The 15,557-nt window shown below is 42.5% G+C and carries 15 protein-coding genes and 2 pseudogenes; 14 read left to right on the forward strand and 3 right to left on the reverse strand.

All coding sequences use genetic code 11. The features are described from left to right. Window positions 1–230: 230 nt before the first annotated feature. The 4 genes from Vt282_RS15875 (at window position 231) to Vt282_RS15890 (ending at window position 4,193) form a co-directional block, all read left to right on the forward strand. Window positions 231–1,628 carry an undecaprenyl-phosphate glucose phosphotransferase gene (locus Vt282_RS15875; protein ID WP_162064010.1) on the forward strand — a complete coding sequence of 466 codons (1,398 nt, stop codon included), beginning with the start codon at window positions 231–233 and terminating at the stop codon, window positions 1,626–1,628. Between the two features lie 151 nt (window positions 1,629–1,779). After that, window positions 1,780–2,529, forward strand: coding sequence for a metallophosphoesterase family protein (locus Vt282_RS15880; RefSeq protein WP_162064011.1), 750 nt, complete (start codon window positions 1,780–1,782; stop codon window positions 2,527–2,529). Window positions 2,530–2,571: 42 nt separating this feature from the next. Next, window positions 2,572–3,357: a carbon-nitrogen hydrolase family protein gene (locus Vt282_RS15885; protein WP_162064012.1), complete on the forward strand. Its 786-nt coding sequence runs from the start codon at window positions 2,572–2,574 to the stop codon at window positions 3,355–3,357. Between the two features lie 44 nt (window positions 3,358–3,401). After that, window positions 3,402–4,193 (forward strand): PhzF family phenazine biosynthesis protein, encoded by a 792-nt coding sequence (locus Vt282_RS15890; RefSeq protein WP_162064013.1) that lies wholly within the window; start codon window positions 3,402–3,404, stop codon window positions 4,191–4,193. 83 nt (window positions 4,194–4,276) lie between these two features. On the opposite strand, the gene Vt282_RS15895 is transcribed toward Vt282_RS15890, so the two are convergent. Continuing rightward, complete coding sequence (locus Vt282_RS15895; RefSeq protein WP_162064014.1) at window positions 4,277–5,200, reverse strand: LysR family transcriptional regulator; 924 nt, start codon at window positions 5,198–5,200, stop codon at window positions 4,277–4,279. Between the two features lie 117 nt (window positions 5,201–5,317). Here Vt282_RS15895 and Vt282_RS21315 point away from each other — a divergent pair, with 117 nt between their 5' ends. From Vt282_RS21315 to Vt282_RS15930, 7 genes are all read left to right on the forward strand, one after another. Then, window positions 5,318–5,440 carry a hypothetical protein gene (locus Vt282_RS21315; RefSeq protein WP_269472658.1) on the forward strand — a complete coding sequence of 41 codons (123 nt, stop codon included), beginning with the start codon at window positions 5,318–5,320 and terminating at the stop codon, window positions 5,438–5,440. Between the two features lie 264 nt (window positions 5,441–5,704). Beyond that, window positions 5,705–6,898, forward strand: coding sequence for a glycine C-acetyltransferase (locus Vt282_RS15900; RefSeq protein WP_162048020.1), 1,194 nt, complete (start codon window positions 5,705–5,707; stop codon window positions 6,896–6,898). 127 nt (window positions 6,899–7,025) lie between these two features. Further along, window positions 7,026–8,057, forward strand: a complete 1,032-nt coding sequence (tdh, locus tag Vt282_RS15905; RefSeq protein WP_162064015.1) for an L-threonine 3-dehydrogenase — start codon at window positions 7,026–7,028, stop codon at window positions 8,055–8,057. Window positions 8,058–8,642: 585 nt separating this feature from the next. Beyond that, window positions 8,643–8,927, forward strand: coding sequence for a hypothetical protein (locus Vt282_RS15910; RefSeq protein ID WP_162064016.1), 285 nt, complete (start codon window positions 8,643–8,645; stop codon window positions 8,925–8,927). Window positions 8,928–9,300: 373 nt separating this feature from the next. Then, window positions 9,301–9,540, forward strand: coding sequence for a hypothetical protein (locus Vt282_RS15920; protein WP_162048023.1), 240 nt, complete (start codon window positions 9,301–9,303; stop codon window positions 9,538–9,540). A gap of 258 nt (window positions 9,541–9,798) precedes the next feature. Continuing rightward, a complete protein-coding gene (locus Vt282_RS15925; RefSeq protein ID WP_232055282.1) occupies window positions 9,799–10,074 on the forward strand; it encodes a hypothetical protein in 276 nt (91 codons plus the stop codon). Between the two features lie 129 nt (window positions 10,075–10,203). Next, complete coding sequence (locus Vt282_RS15930; protein ID WP_162064017.1) at window positions 10,204–10,656, forward strand: GNAT family N-acetyltransferase; 453 nt, start codon at window positions 10,204–10,206, stop codon at window positions 10,654–10,656. 369 nt (window positions 10,657–11,025) lie between these two features. Here Vt282_RS15930 and Vt282_RS15940 read toward each other — a convergent pair. Continuing rightward, a pseudogene (locus Vt282_RS15940) lies at window positions 11,026–12,050 on the reverse strand (IS110 family RNA-guided transposase). A gap of 168 nt (window positions 12,051–12,218) precedes the next feature. Here Vt282_RS15940 and Vt282_RS15945 point away from each other — a divergent pair. Continuing rightward, window positions 12,219–12,404: a hypothetical protein gene (locus tag Vt282_RS15945; protein ID WP_162064018.1), complete on the forward strand. Its 186-nt coding sequence runs from the start codon at window positions 12,219–12,221 to the stop codon at window positions 12,402–12,404. Window positions 12,405–13,245: 841 nt separating this feature from the next. Here the strand turns inward: Vt282_RS15945 and Vt282_RS20835 are convergent. Next, window positions 13,246–13,398, reverse strand: a pseudogene (locus Vt282_RS20835) (IS110 family transposase); the annotation flags it as partial. A 651-nt stretch (window positions 13,399–14,049) separates the two neighbouring features. Here Vt282_RS20835 and Vt282_RS15950 point away from each other — a divergent pair. Continuing rightward, complete coding sequence (locus Vt282_RS15950; protein WP_162064019.1) at window positions 14,050–14,700, forward strand: BUD32 family EKC/KEOPS complex subunit; 651 nt, start codon at window positions 14,050–14,052, stop codon at window positions 14,698–14,700. Between the two features lie 294 nt (window positions 14,701–14,994). Further along, the gene (locus Vt282_RS15955) at window positions 14,995–15,534 is read left to right on the forward strand and encodes a hypothetical protein (RefSeq protein WP_162064020.1); all 540 of its coding nucleotides are present in this window, start codon (window positions 14,995–14,997) and stop codon (window positions 15,532–15,534) included. Window positions 15,535–15,557 lie beyond the last annotated feature (23 nt).

Below are 15,557 nucleotides of genomic sequence, written 5' to 3' on the forward strand. Positions count from 1 at the left end.
TTTCAAAAATTATTGAAACAATATGTATATCAAGTTTTGAGTGTTTTCATATCTCACTTACAAGAAGTGTTGCACTCTCATAAATGGGAAGAAGTTAATTCTAATGAGAAATTTAGTTCATTTCTGTTAAAAATCCAGAATATCACTCGTTCTTATTGGTGCATAAATATATCGAAATAAACAGTGATGAAAACGCGATTGAGTTAGCGTGGTGGACAAGGGATTATTCCATGAGAGAGAGCGGGATCATAAAGAGACATGGGGACGAGCATGTTGTGGCTTATCGAGTAATGGATGTCATGTTGATCATCCTGACTATTGCATCTGCCTCTTATATCACCGGCACTTGGAATATCTATTATGTGCTCGCCACCAGTATTGCTGTGTTTTCTTTTAGTGTTCTTGCTGAACTGCTCGGCGTTTATAATCCGTATTTTGTTTCCTCGCTAAGGCAAACCCTCGCACCGATTGTTTTATCATGGTTATGTTCCGTGGGTTTTCTATTGCTGCTTGCTTTTGGTTTCAAAGCGACCGATGTATTTTCGCGCGTAACCTTAACGTTATGGTTTGTTGCAACACCTGCGATTTTAGTCGCTTACCGCGGTATATCGTCGAAAATACGCAGTAGTTCTCGTACGGACTCTTACACGCAGAAAACGATCATTATTGGAGCAACCCCTGCGGGTATCGCGCTTGCCAATGAGATCGAGTCAAAGCGTGAGCATGGTTTGCGCTTATTGGGTATTTTTGATGATCGCAGCGCTGAGCGACTTAGAGAAGAGCATGGTGATGTCAAAATTAGCGGTTCAGTAAATGATGCGTTAGCGTTGGCAAAAGAGCGCAATTTCCGCCATGTTTATGTCGCATTGCCAATGGAGGCAAGTAAGCGAATCAAGCAAGTCATTCACTATTTTTCTGATAGTACTGCTCGAGTCTATATCGTTCCTGATTTTTTCACCTTTGATTTAATTCAATCGCGTTGGCGTAATGTTGGCGGTATCCCAACGCTCAGTATTTATGATACTCCTTTTTATGGCATGTCGACGTTCGTAAAGCGTTTAGAAGATATCGTTATTGGCTCTATTATTTTGTTGTTGATTAGCCCTCTGTTACTGCTGATCGCTTTTGGAATAAAAATTACTTCACCCGGGCCGGTTATCTTTAAGCAAGACCGTTATGGTATAGATGGTAAATCTATCAAAGTATGGAAATTCCGTTCTATGACCGTGATGGATAATGGCTCGGAAGTGAAACAAGCAACCAAAGGTGACACACGAATAACACCATTCGGTGGTTTTTTGCGCCGTACGTCGCTTGATGAACTGCCGCAGTTTATCAATGTGATTCAAGGCCGAATGTCGATCGTTGGTCCTCGCCCTCATGCGGTTTCACATAACGAGGAATATCGTAAAATCGTCGATAAATACATGTTACGTCATAAAGTGAAGCCTGGTATTACGGGATGGGCGCAAATTAATGGTTATCGTGGCGAAACAGATACATTGGACAAAATGGAAAAACGAGTCGAGTACGATTTGAACTATATTCGCCAATGGTCAGTGTGGTTTGATATCAAAATCATTTTCCTGACCGTATTTAAGGGCTTTGTGGGCAAGACAGCATACTGAAAAGTGGTTTGAGTCGGCGAAGATCGAGACCTACGCCAAATATTAGTAAACTTATTTGTCAATCTACTCACTAAGTGTTGCTAAGGCATTGTTTACATTTCAAAAGAGCTGATATATTGGCAGTTAAATCAATACTCTAGGATTGAGTGGGATGATAAGGCTCGCCATACTTTCTGATATACACAGCAACAGTTTCGCTTTGCAGGCGGTGATAGAGCATGCGCGAAATGAAGGGGTGTCTCAGTTTGTCAATTTAGGCGACATCCTTTATGGCCCCATAGCCCCACGCGCGACATACGATTTGTTAAGGCCGCTCAATGTGACAACGATATGCGGTAATCAAGATCGGCAGATATTTCAAGCCACAGAGTCTGAACTCAACACCAACCCAACATTGCAGTTCATCCTCGACGATTTAGGTAACGAGCCTCTGCAATGGATGCAAAAGTTACCCTTTGATTACCAAATCACCCCACAAATCTACGCCTGTCACGGCACGCCTATCGACGATTTAACCTATTTACTCGAAGACACGCAAAGCGGCCATCCTCAACTTCGAACTGATCAGGAAATAATTCGCTTACTTGCAGGAAATACCTCACAGATTGTGTTGTGCGGGCATACCCATATTCCTCGTTGTGTTGAATTATCTACCGGGCAGATAGTGATTAATCCTGGCAGTGTTGGTCTACCGGCTTATGCCGACGAGGAACCTCATTACCACCAAATGGAAACGTATAGCTCGCACGCGAGTTATGCCATTTTAACGCAAACTCAAATCGGGCAGTGGCATGTTGCGTTTCATCGTGTGAAATACGATGTTGATGCTGCCGTCCAACAAGCTGTACTTAGGAACCGTCAAGATTGGGGACACTATTTGTCTACTGGTCGTAGTAGCTAAATTTAAGCCTGCTTAAAAGCCGTTAAATTATTTAGGATCAAGATGAATTCAAATAACCTCATTATCGCTTTAGCTCAAATTCCAATTGTTGATGGAGACATAGAAGCCAATTTGAAACAACATCATGCGGCGATTGTGCAAGCAGCAGAATTAGGCGCTGATTTGGTCGTTTTTCCAGAGTTATCTTTGACTGGATACACCATTGAGCGCGCTGCGGACTTAGCGTTGAATGCGAAACACAGTATTTTACGTGAACTATCTGAATATGCGGTGACTCATCAAATATCGGTTATTGCAGGATTATTTAAGGAGTTGCCTGCAAGAAAGCCAACCATTAGTGCCGTAGTTTGTAACCCGACGGGTGAATTAGATTTTTACGCAAAACAATATCTCCATGGCAGTGAAGAAGAGTATTGCTCTGCAGGTCATCATAACCATTGTATGCGCCTAAAAGGCTATAAACTGACATTAGCGGTATGCGCAGATTTTTGCCATCCTCGCCATAGTAGCGAAGCGGGTGAAAATGAAGTGGATGTTTACATTGCGAGCGCGCTTGTTTCTCATGCTGGTTATGAGACGGACGCTGAAATTTTATCAGAGATCGCAAAGGACCGTCGATTCACCGTGCTGCTCAGTAACCACATTGGAGAAACGGGGGGCTGGCAAGCAGCAGGTAACAGCGCAGTATGGAACAGCCATGGTAAACAAATGTACAATACGGGCAGTCAAACCGGCTGTGTTGGCTTAGTTGAGATCACCGGACAAGATATTGTTGGGCAAACTTTAGCTCTGGATGTAAACACTTTACGCGCTGAGGTGATGGCTTAAGCTTTCGAGAGCGAAGCGGCATTGGATTAACCAAGGGAAGGGTAATGGAATTACCAATATATATTGTTGACGCATTTACGGATCAACAATTTAAAGGCAATTCGGCGGCGGTAGTGCCGCTGGATGCATGGTTAGACGATGAAACCATGCAGAAAATAGCGATTGAAAATAACCTCTCAGAAACGGCTTTTATTAAGCAAGAATCGTTAAATCAATATACGATTCGATGGTTTTCTCCCTTAACTGAAATCGATTTTTGCGGTCACGCGACGCTTGCCTCGTCCTATGTGTTATTTAATCTTTACGAAAGCCAAGGGCAAATTGAGTTTATTACTGAGAAAGTTGGCTCGCTTTACGTGAATTGTCGTGATGATGGCCGAATTGAAATGAGCTTCCCAAATCAAGCGCCGGAACTCGTCACTGAGGTTCCTGTGCCACTGCTCCAAGGATTATCGATTCAGCCGGTGAAAGTGCTTCGCAATCGCCAAGCTTATTTTGCTATTTATGATTCTCAACTTGATGTTGAGAGTGTTACTTATCATTTAGAACAGTTAGCGCAGTTGGCGCCTTATGACGTGGTTGTCACTGCGCCAAGCGATCGTTACGACTTTGTCTCTCGCTATTTTTGGCCCGCTAATGGGGGCGATGAAGACCCGGTGACAGGGTCAATTCACGCGGGCTTGGTACCCTATTGGGCTGAGCAACTAGGTAAGCAAGAGATGTTGGCTTATCAGGCATCGAAACGCGGTGGCGCCTTGTACTGCCGAATGGTCAGTGATCGAGTGTTACTATCTGGCTTTGCGGTTATCTATTTGCGCGGCACAATTTACATCTAATAACTCAAGGCATGGCGTTTAGAAGTAGGGTAACCAGTAAACTCTGATGCCTCTTTGGAGTATAGGTTGAGCTTTGAGATGCATTAAGCTCCTAGTTTTTCCTGCAGATGCTCAATGGCGAAATCGATAAAAGCACGAAGCCTCGCTGGCATATATTGCGTTTGTGGGTACTGCATCGCAATCGCTCCGTGATAGTTACTTTGGATGGTCCAATCAGGTAATACTGCAACCACATCACCTTTTTCAATCGCTTCGGCAATCACAAAGTCGTGGAAGATACCGATACCCAAACCATTTTTTACGCCAGCAAGCCGCATTTGCGAGTGGTTTACCGCGTAACGGCCTTTAACGGCAACTGAGTGATATTCATCATCTTTAAAGAAATCCCAGACATTGTCACGTTCACGTTCCGCGAGGTATAAACATTGATGAGAAAACAAGTCGATTGGATGAGAGGGCATACCAAATTGTGCGATATAGTTAGGGCTAGCACATAGACGTAAATGGGTTTTACCTATCTCTTTTAGAACCAAGTTTTCATCGGGTTTATCGGTGAGTTTAAAGGCCACATCAATGCGATCACGCAGCAAATCCATTTCTCCGTCAGCAACGCGTAGCTTTAATTCCATTTCTGGGTAGCGTTCAAGAAACGGGATCACCAAAGGTTGTAACACCGAGTTAAGAAATGCCTCGGGGGCAGCCACCATAATAGCGCCACTGACTTCAGTATGATCGCTATGCGAAAGCTCAATTGCTTGATGTGCTGCGTTAACCATCAGCAATGCTTGGTCATACACTTTTTGGCCTGCTGGGGTAATGATCAGTTTACGTGTGGTTCGTTCAAACAACTTAACAGAGAGGGCTTTTTCTAGACGAGTTATCAGCTTACTTAATGCCGATGGGGTGACATCGAGCATTTTTGCTGCAGCGGTGAAACTCCCTTCATTCACTATCAAAATAAAGCTGGCGAGGTCTGGAAGCAGAGTAATTAAACGAGCGTTGATCATATTTCTTCACATACTAACATATTTGAAAATAAGGATTTTTTGCGATTTGCGTCGCGGTTTTTGACGGTGTAGCACGTTATTGTCCAATCATAACAACATTATAACGAGAACGAAAAGATGCCTTATACCGACTTTATGTTTGACCTCTGGTCGACAGTAGAAACCTTTATGTTAATCGCTTCAGCCGTGATGGTTGTTGGTGCTATCCAAATGTCGTTTAAAGCGCCAATCCCTCAATAAAGACCACCATTCATGAATAATTTTGAGAGAAACCTCTAAGCGGAGATTGAATCGCGAAGAGGTTTTTTTATGCCTGCTTCCGCGACTTCACCTGGGTAACCGTCATTAAGTAAAACGTATTTGTGCCTCTGATTCAATAATGTTTTTCCACCTGGCGGGATAATGTTAAATCACTTCCTGAATTACACTTAATACATACACTGTGGAGATGGATAAATTAAGCCCAGTGCTAATGAAAACAACAACTATTGGAAGGAATTGAACATGTCCTCTGCATTTTACCAACAGATCCAACAACAACTTGAAGAAGTGAAGGCTGAAGGCCTTTACAAATCAGAACGTGTGATTACTTCTCAACAACAAGCTCAGGTTAAAATTTCTACTGGCCAAGAAGTGTTGAACTTCTGTGCTAATAACTATTTAGGCCTAGCTAACCACCCTGCGCTAATTGAAGCGGGTAAAGCGGGTATGGAGCAGCACGGTTTTGGTATGGCATCTGTACGCTTTATTTGTGGTACGCAAGACATCCATAAAGAGCTAGAGCAAAAACTATCTCAATTCCTTGGTAAAGAGGACACCATTCTTTACACCTCTTGCTTTGATGCTAATACTGGCTTGTTTGAAACGATTTTGGGCGCTGAAGATGCAATCATTTCTGACGCACTGAACCACGCTTCTATCATTGACGGCGTTCGTCTATGTAAAGCGATGCGTTTCCGCTACTCAAACAACAACATGCAAGAGCTAGAAGAGCAGCTAATTGCTGCGAAAGAAGCGGGCGCACGTAACACGCTTATCGTGACTGACGGCGTATTTTCAATGGATGGCGTAGTGGCAAACCTTCCGGCTATCTGTGATCTAGCTGACAAATACGGTGCATTGGTGATGGTTGATGACTCACACGCTGTCGGCTTTATGGGTGAAAATGGCGCGGGTACACATGAGTACCACAACGTGATCGACCGTATCGATATCATCACAGGTACGCTAGGTAAAGCAATGGGCGGCGCTTCAGGCGGCTACACTTCAGGTAAAAAAGAAGTGATTGATTGGCTACGTCAACGCTCTCGTCCATACCTATTCTCTAACTCTGTTGCACCTGCGATTGTTAATGCATCTCTACGTGTACTTGATTTACTACAAGAAAGTGGCGATCTACGTGCTCACCTATGGGAAAACGCAGCACACTTCCGTACTCGTATGACCGAAGCGGGCTTTACGCTAGCGGGCGCTGATCACGCAATCATTCCAATCATGCTGGGCGATGCAAAAGTAGCGGCAGAATTTTCAGAGCGTTGCTTGGCGAAAGATATCTACGTAGTAGGTTTCTCATTCCCAGTGGTGCCAAAAGGTCAAGCGCGTATTCGTACTCAAATGTCTGCAGCACACTCTCGTGAGCAACTTGATCGCGCTATCGATACGTTTATCGAAGTTGGTCAAGAGATGGGCATCATCTAATTCATCTAAGGAATGGGTTGGTTTTGGCTTGAGTCGATGAGCAACCCAATTTCACAAAATAACCTATTGTTAAGTTATACCAGTATTTTTGTGCCCTGAGCATTTCGGGGCCTTTTTGGTGCGTAGTATGAAAATTAAAGCATTATCAAAGTTAAAGCCTGAAGAAGGCATTTGGATGACCGAGGTTGAGAAACCAGAACTTGGCCATAACGACCTTCTGATCAAAATCAAAAAGACCGCAATCTGTGGTACAGACGTGCACATTTACAACTGGGATGAATGGTCGCAAAAAACCATTCCGGTACCAATGGTGGTCGGCCACGAATACGTGGGTGAAGTTGTCGGTATCGGCCAAGAAGTTCGAGGTTTCGCGATTGGTGACCGTGTCTCAGGTGAAGGCCACATCACTTGTGGTTACTGCCGTAACTGCCGTGGTGGCCGTACGCACCTATGTCGTAACACTATCGGTGTGGGCGTAAACCGCACTGGTTGTTTCTCAGAATACCTAGTGATCCCTGCGTTTAACGCATTTAAGATCCCAGCAGATATCTCTGATGAACTAGCGTCAATCTTTGACCCGTTTGGTAACGCAGTGCACACAGCGCTATCTTTTGACCTAGTGGGTGAAGATGTGCTGATCACCGGTGCTGGTCCAATCGGCATTATGGCGGCGGCAGTAGCAAAACACGTTGGTGCTCGTCACGTTGTGATTACTGATGTAAACGAATACCGCCTAGATCTTGCTCGTCAAATGGGTGTAACTCGCGCCGTGAACGTAGCAGAAGAGTCACTTGAAGATGTAATGGCAGAACTTGGCATGCAAGAAGGCTTTGACGTTGGTCTTGAAATGTCAGGTAACCCAGCAGCGTTCAACTCAATGCTAAAAACTATGAACCACGGTGGCCGAGTAGCACTACTAGGTATTCCACCATCAGACATGGGCATCGACTGGAACCAAGTGATCTTCAAAGGCCTAGTGATTAAAGGTATCTACGGCCGTGAAATGTTCGAAACTTGGTACAAGATGGCTTCTTTGATCCAATCTGGCCTAGATTTGACGCCAATCATCACTCACCAATTCAAAGTGGATGACTTCCAAAAAGGCTTCGACATCATGCGTAGCGGCCAGTCTGGCAAAGTTATCCTTGATTGGGAATAACGAAAATTAGGTTAAATCGGTAGCCGTTCGATTTGCTTGAACATGGGTGATTCGAGCCGATGAATAGTAAAAACAGCGCCATTTAGCCAACAATTTTCGGATATATGAAAACGCCACAGACAGTCTCTGTGGCGTTTTTTATGTTTGATGCTCTGTAAAAGGGGGTAAGGGTTAATCCATAAGATTCAACTACACTACTGCCACTTGAACATTTGGGATATTAGTAAGCCTTCCATTCTCAGTTTTGCCCAAGTTGATACGTTAGGTGTATGAAATAACGTATATTTTCCTTTCATCTAGTTTCTTTATAAGAACTCTATAAATGGCCATTCTCGTTTTGATCATGAGCCAATAGTCACAAGACATCTATGTACTAGTGCAACTTGTTGTTTATGTTGATATGTTCTCAGTAAAGTAACAAGAAATTCAGTTGAGGCTGGGGATCTTAGTGAGAGTTCAGTCTAATACACTGTTAGAAATTATCGGGTAACTATGGACGAATATCTAAAAATTGGGGCAACTATCATTGCTGCTCTTGGCGGAAGTGGTGCCATTATTCTTGGTTGTCAAATTACTTAGGAAAATTTGGGCAAACCGGTTAATGGTAAAAGAAAAGCCGAACATGATCGAGAGCTGGAGAAACTAAGAACTGAGTTACATCAAGAGAGCCAGCAAAATTTAGCCAAACTCAACAGTGAGATCGAAATTTATAAGCAAACCCAACTCAGAGAGCACAATGATAAGTTGTTGATCTATCGAGCTACGATTGACTTGGTGGCTACAATGCTGGCAAAAGTAGAAATGATTGTTCTTAGAAATAAGCAGCAACTAACAGCACAGAAGCAGAGCAATTCGAAACAGAGCGCCTAAAGATTTATGGGTATCTAGCAATGATAGCGCCGCAAGAAGTGATGGATGCCAATGATGTATTCATGATCAGTTATTAGCTGTTGTATTTGACGGTAAGTCTGTTAGTTGGGAAGTTATTAGGTCTAAGGCTCTTAATTTGACCAACGCAATGCGCAAAGACATTGGGATCGACAAGTCTGAAGTGTCATATAACGGTGAAAGATAATTCTAACAAATTGTTCAAGAGTGATTCGGCACGCGTGGCATTTTTACTATGCGTTTGGTTTAGTGGTTAAGGTGCTATGCGGAGGCTTCGGTATTGCGTGCCTCACACCTTAACAAGGCGTTATGTGCTTATAGAGTGGAGTCCATGAATCGGATTATCAGAGGAATTATGAAATACACCGATGGCAATCAATCCAAGCTAGGCGATTCTGTTCAGATTGATGATAAATATTTTGGCGTAGTAGTCGTCGATGTTGATGCAGACGAATACTCTAAGCCGTACCCTAAGAAAGCATGGTCATATTTATCTAGTGGAATCTTAGTGGATACTGATTTCGGTGGTTTAGTTCATTATATTCAAGACAGTTTGACCGTTGAGAAAATGGTTTTAATTAAGCGGCAGATTTGAATCGCGGCGAATGAATCATGTAAGTCGCACATAACAGTAGTTCAAGCGGGATGCCAAACTGTGCGCTGTTTCGCTTCGCTCAAGTGTAGCGCACTACTAGTTTGTCACCCCTTAACTTAGCGTTATACATATGGAGGCGTATATGGAGAATTTTGGAACAATTTACGCAAAAGCAATTGATGATTTATCTTCGAAAATTTTTATTCCTGTATTTATTGGTGCGCTATTTTCTGAGGTGTCAGTGTTAATGCATCAAAAATGGGGTTTTGGGCGATTTATATTCTGCTCTTTATGATTGGTATTGCTCTTGCTTCAGTGATCTTAATCTTCATTTCTTTTGCTGAGTTCTACATCAGCGAATTTCGAACGTACACTGGTATATTCTTTATGCCTTTAGGTGCTATTGGCTTGCTGCCACAATATTTCAATGCAATATCAGTCCCATATACTCAGGTGACAGCTTTTTCTCTTTTAGTATGGGCATTTGTTTTAGTTAGTCCTTTGAGGTTTGTCCAACAATTACTAGAGGATTAATACGGACTATGTATAACAAGTAGTTTAAGCGGGATGCCAAACTGTGTGCTGATTTTCGCTTCGCTCAAGGCTAGCACACTAAGTTTGCCACCCATAACTAAGCGTTATATGCTTGAGAGACAATTTGCAATGATTACTGTATTAACAGATATTCCTTCGGAACCACAACTAGCTGAGATTAACGAGATTCGGCGTAAAATTTCTATGGTTCCGAACAGTGTGCTAGATAGGTTTGAGCCTCTAACAACTGCTTATTGGGACTACGTTGCTGTGGTTCTCTATTACAAAGATTTGTCTTTGGCAGGGTATGCTGCACTATCGCAGCCCTATAAGATTGCACGAAACGAGCTTGAACTCAGTGTCTTTGTTGCACCTGAATATCAAAATTTGGGTATCGGAAAGTTACTCATAAAACAAGCAATAAATGTGGCTAAGAGCTTTGATTCCGTTGATGAGGTAACAATAATGGTAAAGCGAAAGCTCGGTTTAGAAGGCTATTATAAAGAGCAGGGTTTTAGTTGTAGTTCAAGTAGTGATAATTCTTTTAGTATGTCTATGAAATATCCGTTGGTGCGCATATAACAAACTGTTCAAGAGGGATTCGCAACGCGTGGCATTTTTACTATGCGTTGGTTTTTGTGATTAAGGTGGTATGCGGCGGCTTCGGTATTGCGTTACTCACCCTTAACAGGGCTACATGGATTCCCCGGTTGTCAAACATCCGCTAAACTTCCAGTGATGGGTTTTGGACTGCCGCTCTACATTCGGTCTACTTATCGATGATTCGCATGCATCGTGACCCTGATGACTTTGCGCGACTGCGGTGCCTTATTCGTTAGATGACATTCAATATGTCCGCCGCATTAACAGGCTCTCCGCTCGTGGTCTTAACCTATCTCCATCCATTGCGTCTGCTATGACCCGGTAGGTAAAACGCTTACGCTGCTTGAGTTAACGAAAGCTTAAGCAGCAATTCTCATACTCCGTCTGGTTGTGTATCAGTGACCAAATTATTCGTGCGTTTTCGCTGCCAACGCGACCACCGCACGATTCATCCTCTTCGCTCTAAAACGCGTCGGCACCACTGGTTAAACCGGTCTTGTTTATCACCTAAGTTAGCGATGACTGTTCGAGCACCATGGACAAGCAGTGTCCGCAGATATTTATCGCCATGTTTTGTGATGCGTCCTAATTTCGGTTTTCCGCCAGTTGAGTACTGTTTAGGAACCAAACCTAACCAAGCAGAGAAATCTAGGCTTTTATCAAATTGAGCGCCATTGCCGATGGAGGCGAGGAGAGCTGTTGCGGTTTGAGGACCGATGCCGCGTACTTTCATTATTCTTTGGACGTTTGTGCTGACTTTAGCGAACGCGTCGAAAGTGATTTCTGTGTTATCGATATTCTGGTTGAGAGACTTAAGGTGCTCGAATGCATCAGCTAACGTTGCACGTGCTAAGTTGGAAGCTCGTTCTCAGGGTTTTCAAGCATGTCAGGTACTAGCCTCATCAACGAAGCGCGACCAACGGGGATGATGAGGCCGAATTCAGAAAGTAGTGCACGAATACGATTCATCAATGCGGTCCGTTCGCGCACCAATGCTCTCTCATTCGATGAACCGATAAGATAGCTTGTTGCTCGGGGATTTGATAGGAACAAAGCGAGTAGTGGGCCTTTGCACGGCTTCGCATATAGCGACTGCATCATTGAGGTCATTTTTCCTTTGGTTCGATATGGTGTGACATATTTCACCGCCATGATACGAGCATCGTGACCGAGTTTTCGTAGTGTTCTCGCCCAATAATGTGCACCACCACGCTTCGACACCTATTCGCATAGGTGGCATATTTGCTATTGTAGTCAGCAGTTTAGAGCAGTGACTGATTTATGAAGTAAAACTTTGCCATGCTGGTCAACAGCATGAATGCTGAAGTGGTTTTAGCTAAATCAATCCCGCAAAAATAAGAATAGTCAGACATGGTGCCTCCAGTGCAAATGTGTACCACTTAATTGTGGCAGTTCCTCGGGAGGAATCCATGTCATTCGTTATATGATAGGAGTGCGCTCCAAATGTACATCATGTACTATTGCTACATCCTATCTGTAACATCTGAACAAAGAAAAATGCCCTAATTGATAAAGTAACTGTGGATGAGTATAAACTGCATGCAATCAAAGTATTACATGAGGTCTATATACGCACAGAGTCCAACCAGCCGCTTTGGGTGAGCTTTGGTGAACCTAGCTTGAGCTATCTTGATGACAACTGTTTACCTGCTCACTTTGCTATTCTACCTGAAGTGAAGAAGAAGGCACCAAAGCTGGTGTTGTAATTGGTGTGTTAGGAACTCCAGTGCTTAGCAAGTTAAATGAAGTTTTTAACAACATAGCTAATATGAACCCATTTGAGGATGATGACGCCAATGCTTTTTCATGCTTGGATTAGGCTGAATATTGATGACCCTAATAGTGAGATTATTGACATCACTTCTAACCCTGCAAAATATTCCGCTCAAGGGTATTTAAATAAACCTCTTCCTAGAGGACACATTGAAGTTTTAACTAAGCAATCAGATGTGTATCACTTTCATGCAAAATACACATATTGGAAGTTTAGTAAGAACAGATATAACCATGATGTTAAAAACACTGAATCTTACCTCGAGCGCTTTGCCAAACAGCAAGGTATAGAGATGAATTTGGCTCTCGGGTGTGGCCCTCTAACAAGAGCTATATACTATTCTTTCAATATCTTAAGAGATCATTGCCAAAGTTTTGGGTATCATATAACACATATGAGCCTTCTGCCTGTCAATAGGCAATAACATCCTATTGGCTGCGTGAGCAGCCAATGCTCTTCGAACAACAAAGTTATCTACTTCGCTTTGTCATTTCGGTCATCAAGCATTGCTTACGACAAACACATATTGAGGATCTCTTATTACGGTCTCGCCGCTGCCTATGACTTGTCATAGGGTCACTAGACACATATCGGTTAACCCCAGCAGGCGCTATTCAAAAAAATGGTTAAACAGTTGTTTTCCAGTTATCTTCAGGCTCAGCCGAGGTGTAAGCAACTTTGCTGTTCGTTGTTATGGATGCGCACCAATGAAGTGGCTAATCAAAGCAAGCGGGCTTGGTCTAAATAAAATTCAGCTTTTATCGAGCGATTGCGAGTTTGCGTAATGTTCTCATCCAATAATGTGCACCACTACACGCTTTGTTGCCTATGTGCATAGATAGCATATTTGCTATTTTAGTCAGCAGTTTAGAGCGAGTGACTGATTGATGAAGTAAGACTTTGCTGTGTTGTTCAACAACATGAATGCTGAAGTGGTTTTAGCTCAATCAATCCTGAGAATAAGAGTAGTTAGACATGGTGCTCCCGGTGCAAATGTGTACCACTTAAGTGTGGCATTTCCTTGGGAGGATCCATGTCATTCCTTATGTGCTAGCGATAAAATGAGAATATTGAGTATGAATTCATCTTTAAGTGTCCCAACCGATAACCCGTATAAGTTAATGGCGATTGTTGGTGCTGTAATTTTCGTATTTAGCCTCTATTTCTTACTCAGTCAAACTTACACCTACAACGATATGGTTTTCAAGCTGCGGAGAAAATTTCAATTATTGAAGCTCAAGATGAGTTGCCTGATAGTATCAAAGAAGATCGTATTTCAATTGAGAATATGAAAATCGAAGTCGTGAGTAAAGACAGGAAATATTTCCCTTACCTTTGTGGCGTAATTGCTATCTTAGGTGGATTATTGTGTGGTATTGGGTTTCGACACTGGATATTTGAAGTATATCCAGATGAAGCGGCAATGCGTAAAAACAACTGAAAAGCTTGCGTTTAGCGAATAGGGCGGCATCAAGAGTTAAGTTGGGAAAACGCATAACAAGTATCTTAGGGAGTATAAATAAGGTTAAGTAGCAGCGTTTCTCAACGAATAGAACATTACACAAAATGGATAAAATATGGACATTACAAATGCAATTGGAAAGCGGATTACTACGAAACTAGGCGAAGTGGTTATCCGAAAATTCTTAGGCAAAGGAAAGTCAGGGTATTCCTATTTGGCAGAGAGTAATGATGGCAAATATGTCATCAAATTCATGCACTATGAACCGTGTGCTTACTATTCGTTTGGTGACGCAAATAAAGTAGAACTTGAAGTCGAGGCTTTTGAAAAATTAGCGAGTCTTGGTATCAAAGTACCGCGATTAATTGAAGCAAATGCAGAGCACAATTATTTACTAAAAGAATATATTGAAGGTGATCTTGTTACTGAGTTAGTCATTGCGGGTTCGTTAACGGATGCTTGTGTGAAACAAGTTTTTGAAATGGCTCGAGCATTAAAAGAGGCAGAACTCAACATTGATTACTTTCCTGACAACTTCGTAGTCATGCACAACGTACTCTACTACGTGGACTATGAATACAATCAGTATGCGCCAAATTGGGATTTGCCAAATTGGGGAATTTACTACTGGGCCAATGCTCTGGGTATGAAGAAGTATAGGGAAACAAAGGATGTACTTTACATAAATCAAAGTGCTGACTCAGGTTTGCCAATTAAGCAACCGTTTGAAGATATGGTGAAGAATTGGTGTGAGTCGTTTGGTTAATATTATGAATAATGGCTACAAGTTTTGTCTGCTGTTAGGCTTCACCAAAGTTGGTTCCAACGCAGCTAACTAACGGTTATTGTAAAAATAATCATTAAGGACTGTAGTCACGTGGCATTTTTTCGTATGCAGAGTGCTTTAAGTTGTTCTCTCGTCTTCGGGTTTAAGAGCTTCTGAGGGTCTCAACTGATAGTTAAGGAACTGAGATCTTGTTTGTGGTCATACCTATTCTCAGACCAATATAATTTGTGGATGTGTATAATAGGTGTTTCATATGCAGTAAGGACACCACCTATGAAAAATACAATTCTCGCTTTTACGTTAGGTTTAAGTGCGTCAGCATTAGCTTCACCTCAGCAGCAAATTGAACAAAAAGTTGCATCTTGGATGAGTGTCGAAGTTCAACCTATCTCATCTTTAGCGATTCGAACTGCGTTTCAATGTGAGTTTTTCTCGGCAACACCAGTCGTTAAAGAACCACATGGCGAAATGCGCTTTGGTGGCTATCTATTTTATTCATTGGATGATGCGGTTAGTAGCCTTGAACAACCATCCTCGACACAAGATTTGCCGGACATGAGTCGTTGCCTCAAATCAGACTTTGACCTGTCAGATAAACAAAATGTGCTTGTTTTTGCCGAGGCAGTAAAAAGCCTTTATGAATTTAACAGCTCTTCATTTTCAGAACAATTTGAGACAGTGATTGAAAAGTCCGACTCCGGGTGGACAATCATTACAGGCGCATTTTTTGATGACTACTCTGGCTATGTAATAGATCTAAGTAATCAACAGCATGGTCCTAAAATCAGCTATAGCTTAGATATTGATCGCTAGGTGCAATTTATACTACTTAAGCA

Origin of the sequence: Vibrio taketomensis, assembly GCF_009938165.1 — a bacterium.
GTDB classification, from domain to species: Bacteria; Pseudomonadota; Gammaproteobacteria; order Enterobacterales; family Vibrionaceae; genus Vibrio; species Vibrio taketomensis.

Coding starts and splice junctions, on each gene's coding strand:
- Vt282_RS15875 (WP_162064010.1), top strand. CDS start 231: ATGAGAGAGAGCGGGATCATAAAGAGACATGGGGACGAGCATGTTGTG.
- Vt282_RS15880 (WP_162064011.1), top strand. CDS start 1,780: ATGATAAGGCTCGCCATACTTTCTGATATACACAGCAACAGTTTCGCT.
- Vt282_RS15885 (WP_162064012.1), top strand. CDS start 2,572: ATGAATTCAAATAACCTCATTATCGCTTTAGCTCAAATTCCAATTGTT.
- Vt282_RS15890 (WP_162064013.1), top strand. CDS start 3,402: ATGGAATTACCAATATATATTGTTGACGCATTTACGGATCAACAATTT.
- Vt282_RS15895 (WP_162064014.1), bottom strand. CDS start 5,200: ATGATCAACGCTCGTTTAATTACTCTGCTTCCAGACCTCGCCAGCTTT.
- Vt282_RS21315 (WP_269472658.1), top strand. CDS start 5,318: ATGCCTTATACCGACTTTATGTTTGACCTCTGGTCGACAGTAGAAACC.
- Vt282_RS15900 (WP_162048020.1), top strand. CDS start 5,705: ATGTCCTCTGCATTTTACCAACAGATCCAACAACAACTTGAAGAAGTG.
- tdh (WP_162064015.1), top strand. CDS start 7,026: ATGAAAATTAAAGCATTATCAAAGTTAAAGCCTGAAGAAGGCATTTGG.
- Vt282_RS15920 (WP_162048023.1), top strand. CDS start 9,301: ATGAAATACACCGATGGCAATCAATCCAAGCTAGGCGATTCTGTTCAG.
- Vt282_RS15925 (WP_232055282.1), top strand. CDS start 9,799: ATGGGGTTTTGGGCGATTTATATTCTGCTCTTTATGATTGGTATTGCT.
- Vt282_RS15930 (WP_162064017.1), top strand. CDS start 10,204: ATGATTACTGTATTAACAGATATTCCTTCGGAACCACAACTAGCTGAG.
- Vt282_RS15950 (WP_162064019.1), top strand. CDS start 14,050: ATGGACATTACAAATGCAATTGGAAAGCGGATTACTACGAAACTAGGC.
- Vt282_RS15955 (WP_162064020.1), top strand. CDS start 14,995: ATGAAAAATACAATTCTCGCTTTTACGTTAGGTTTAAGTGCGTCAGCA.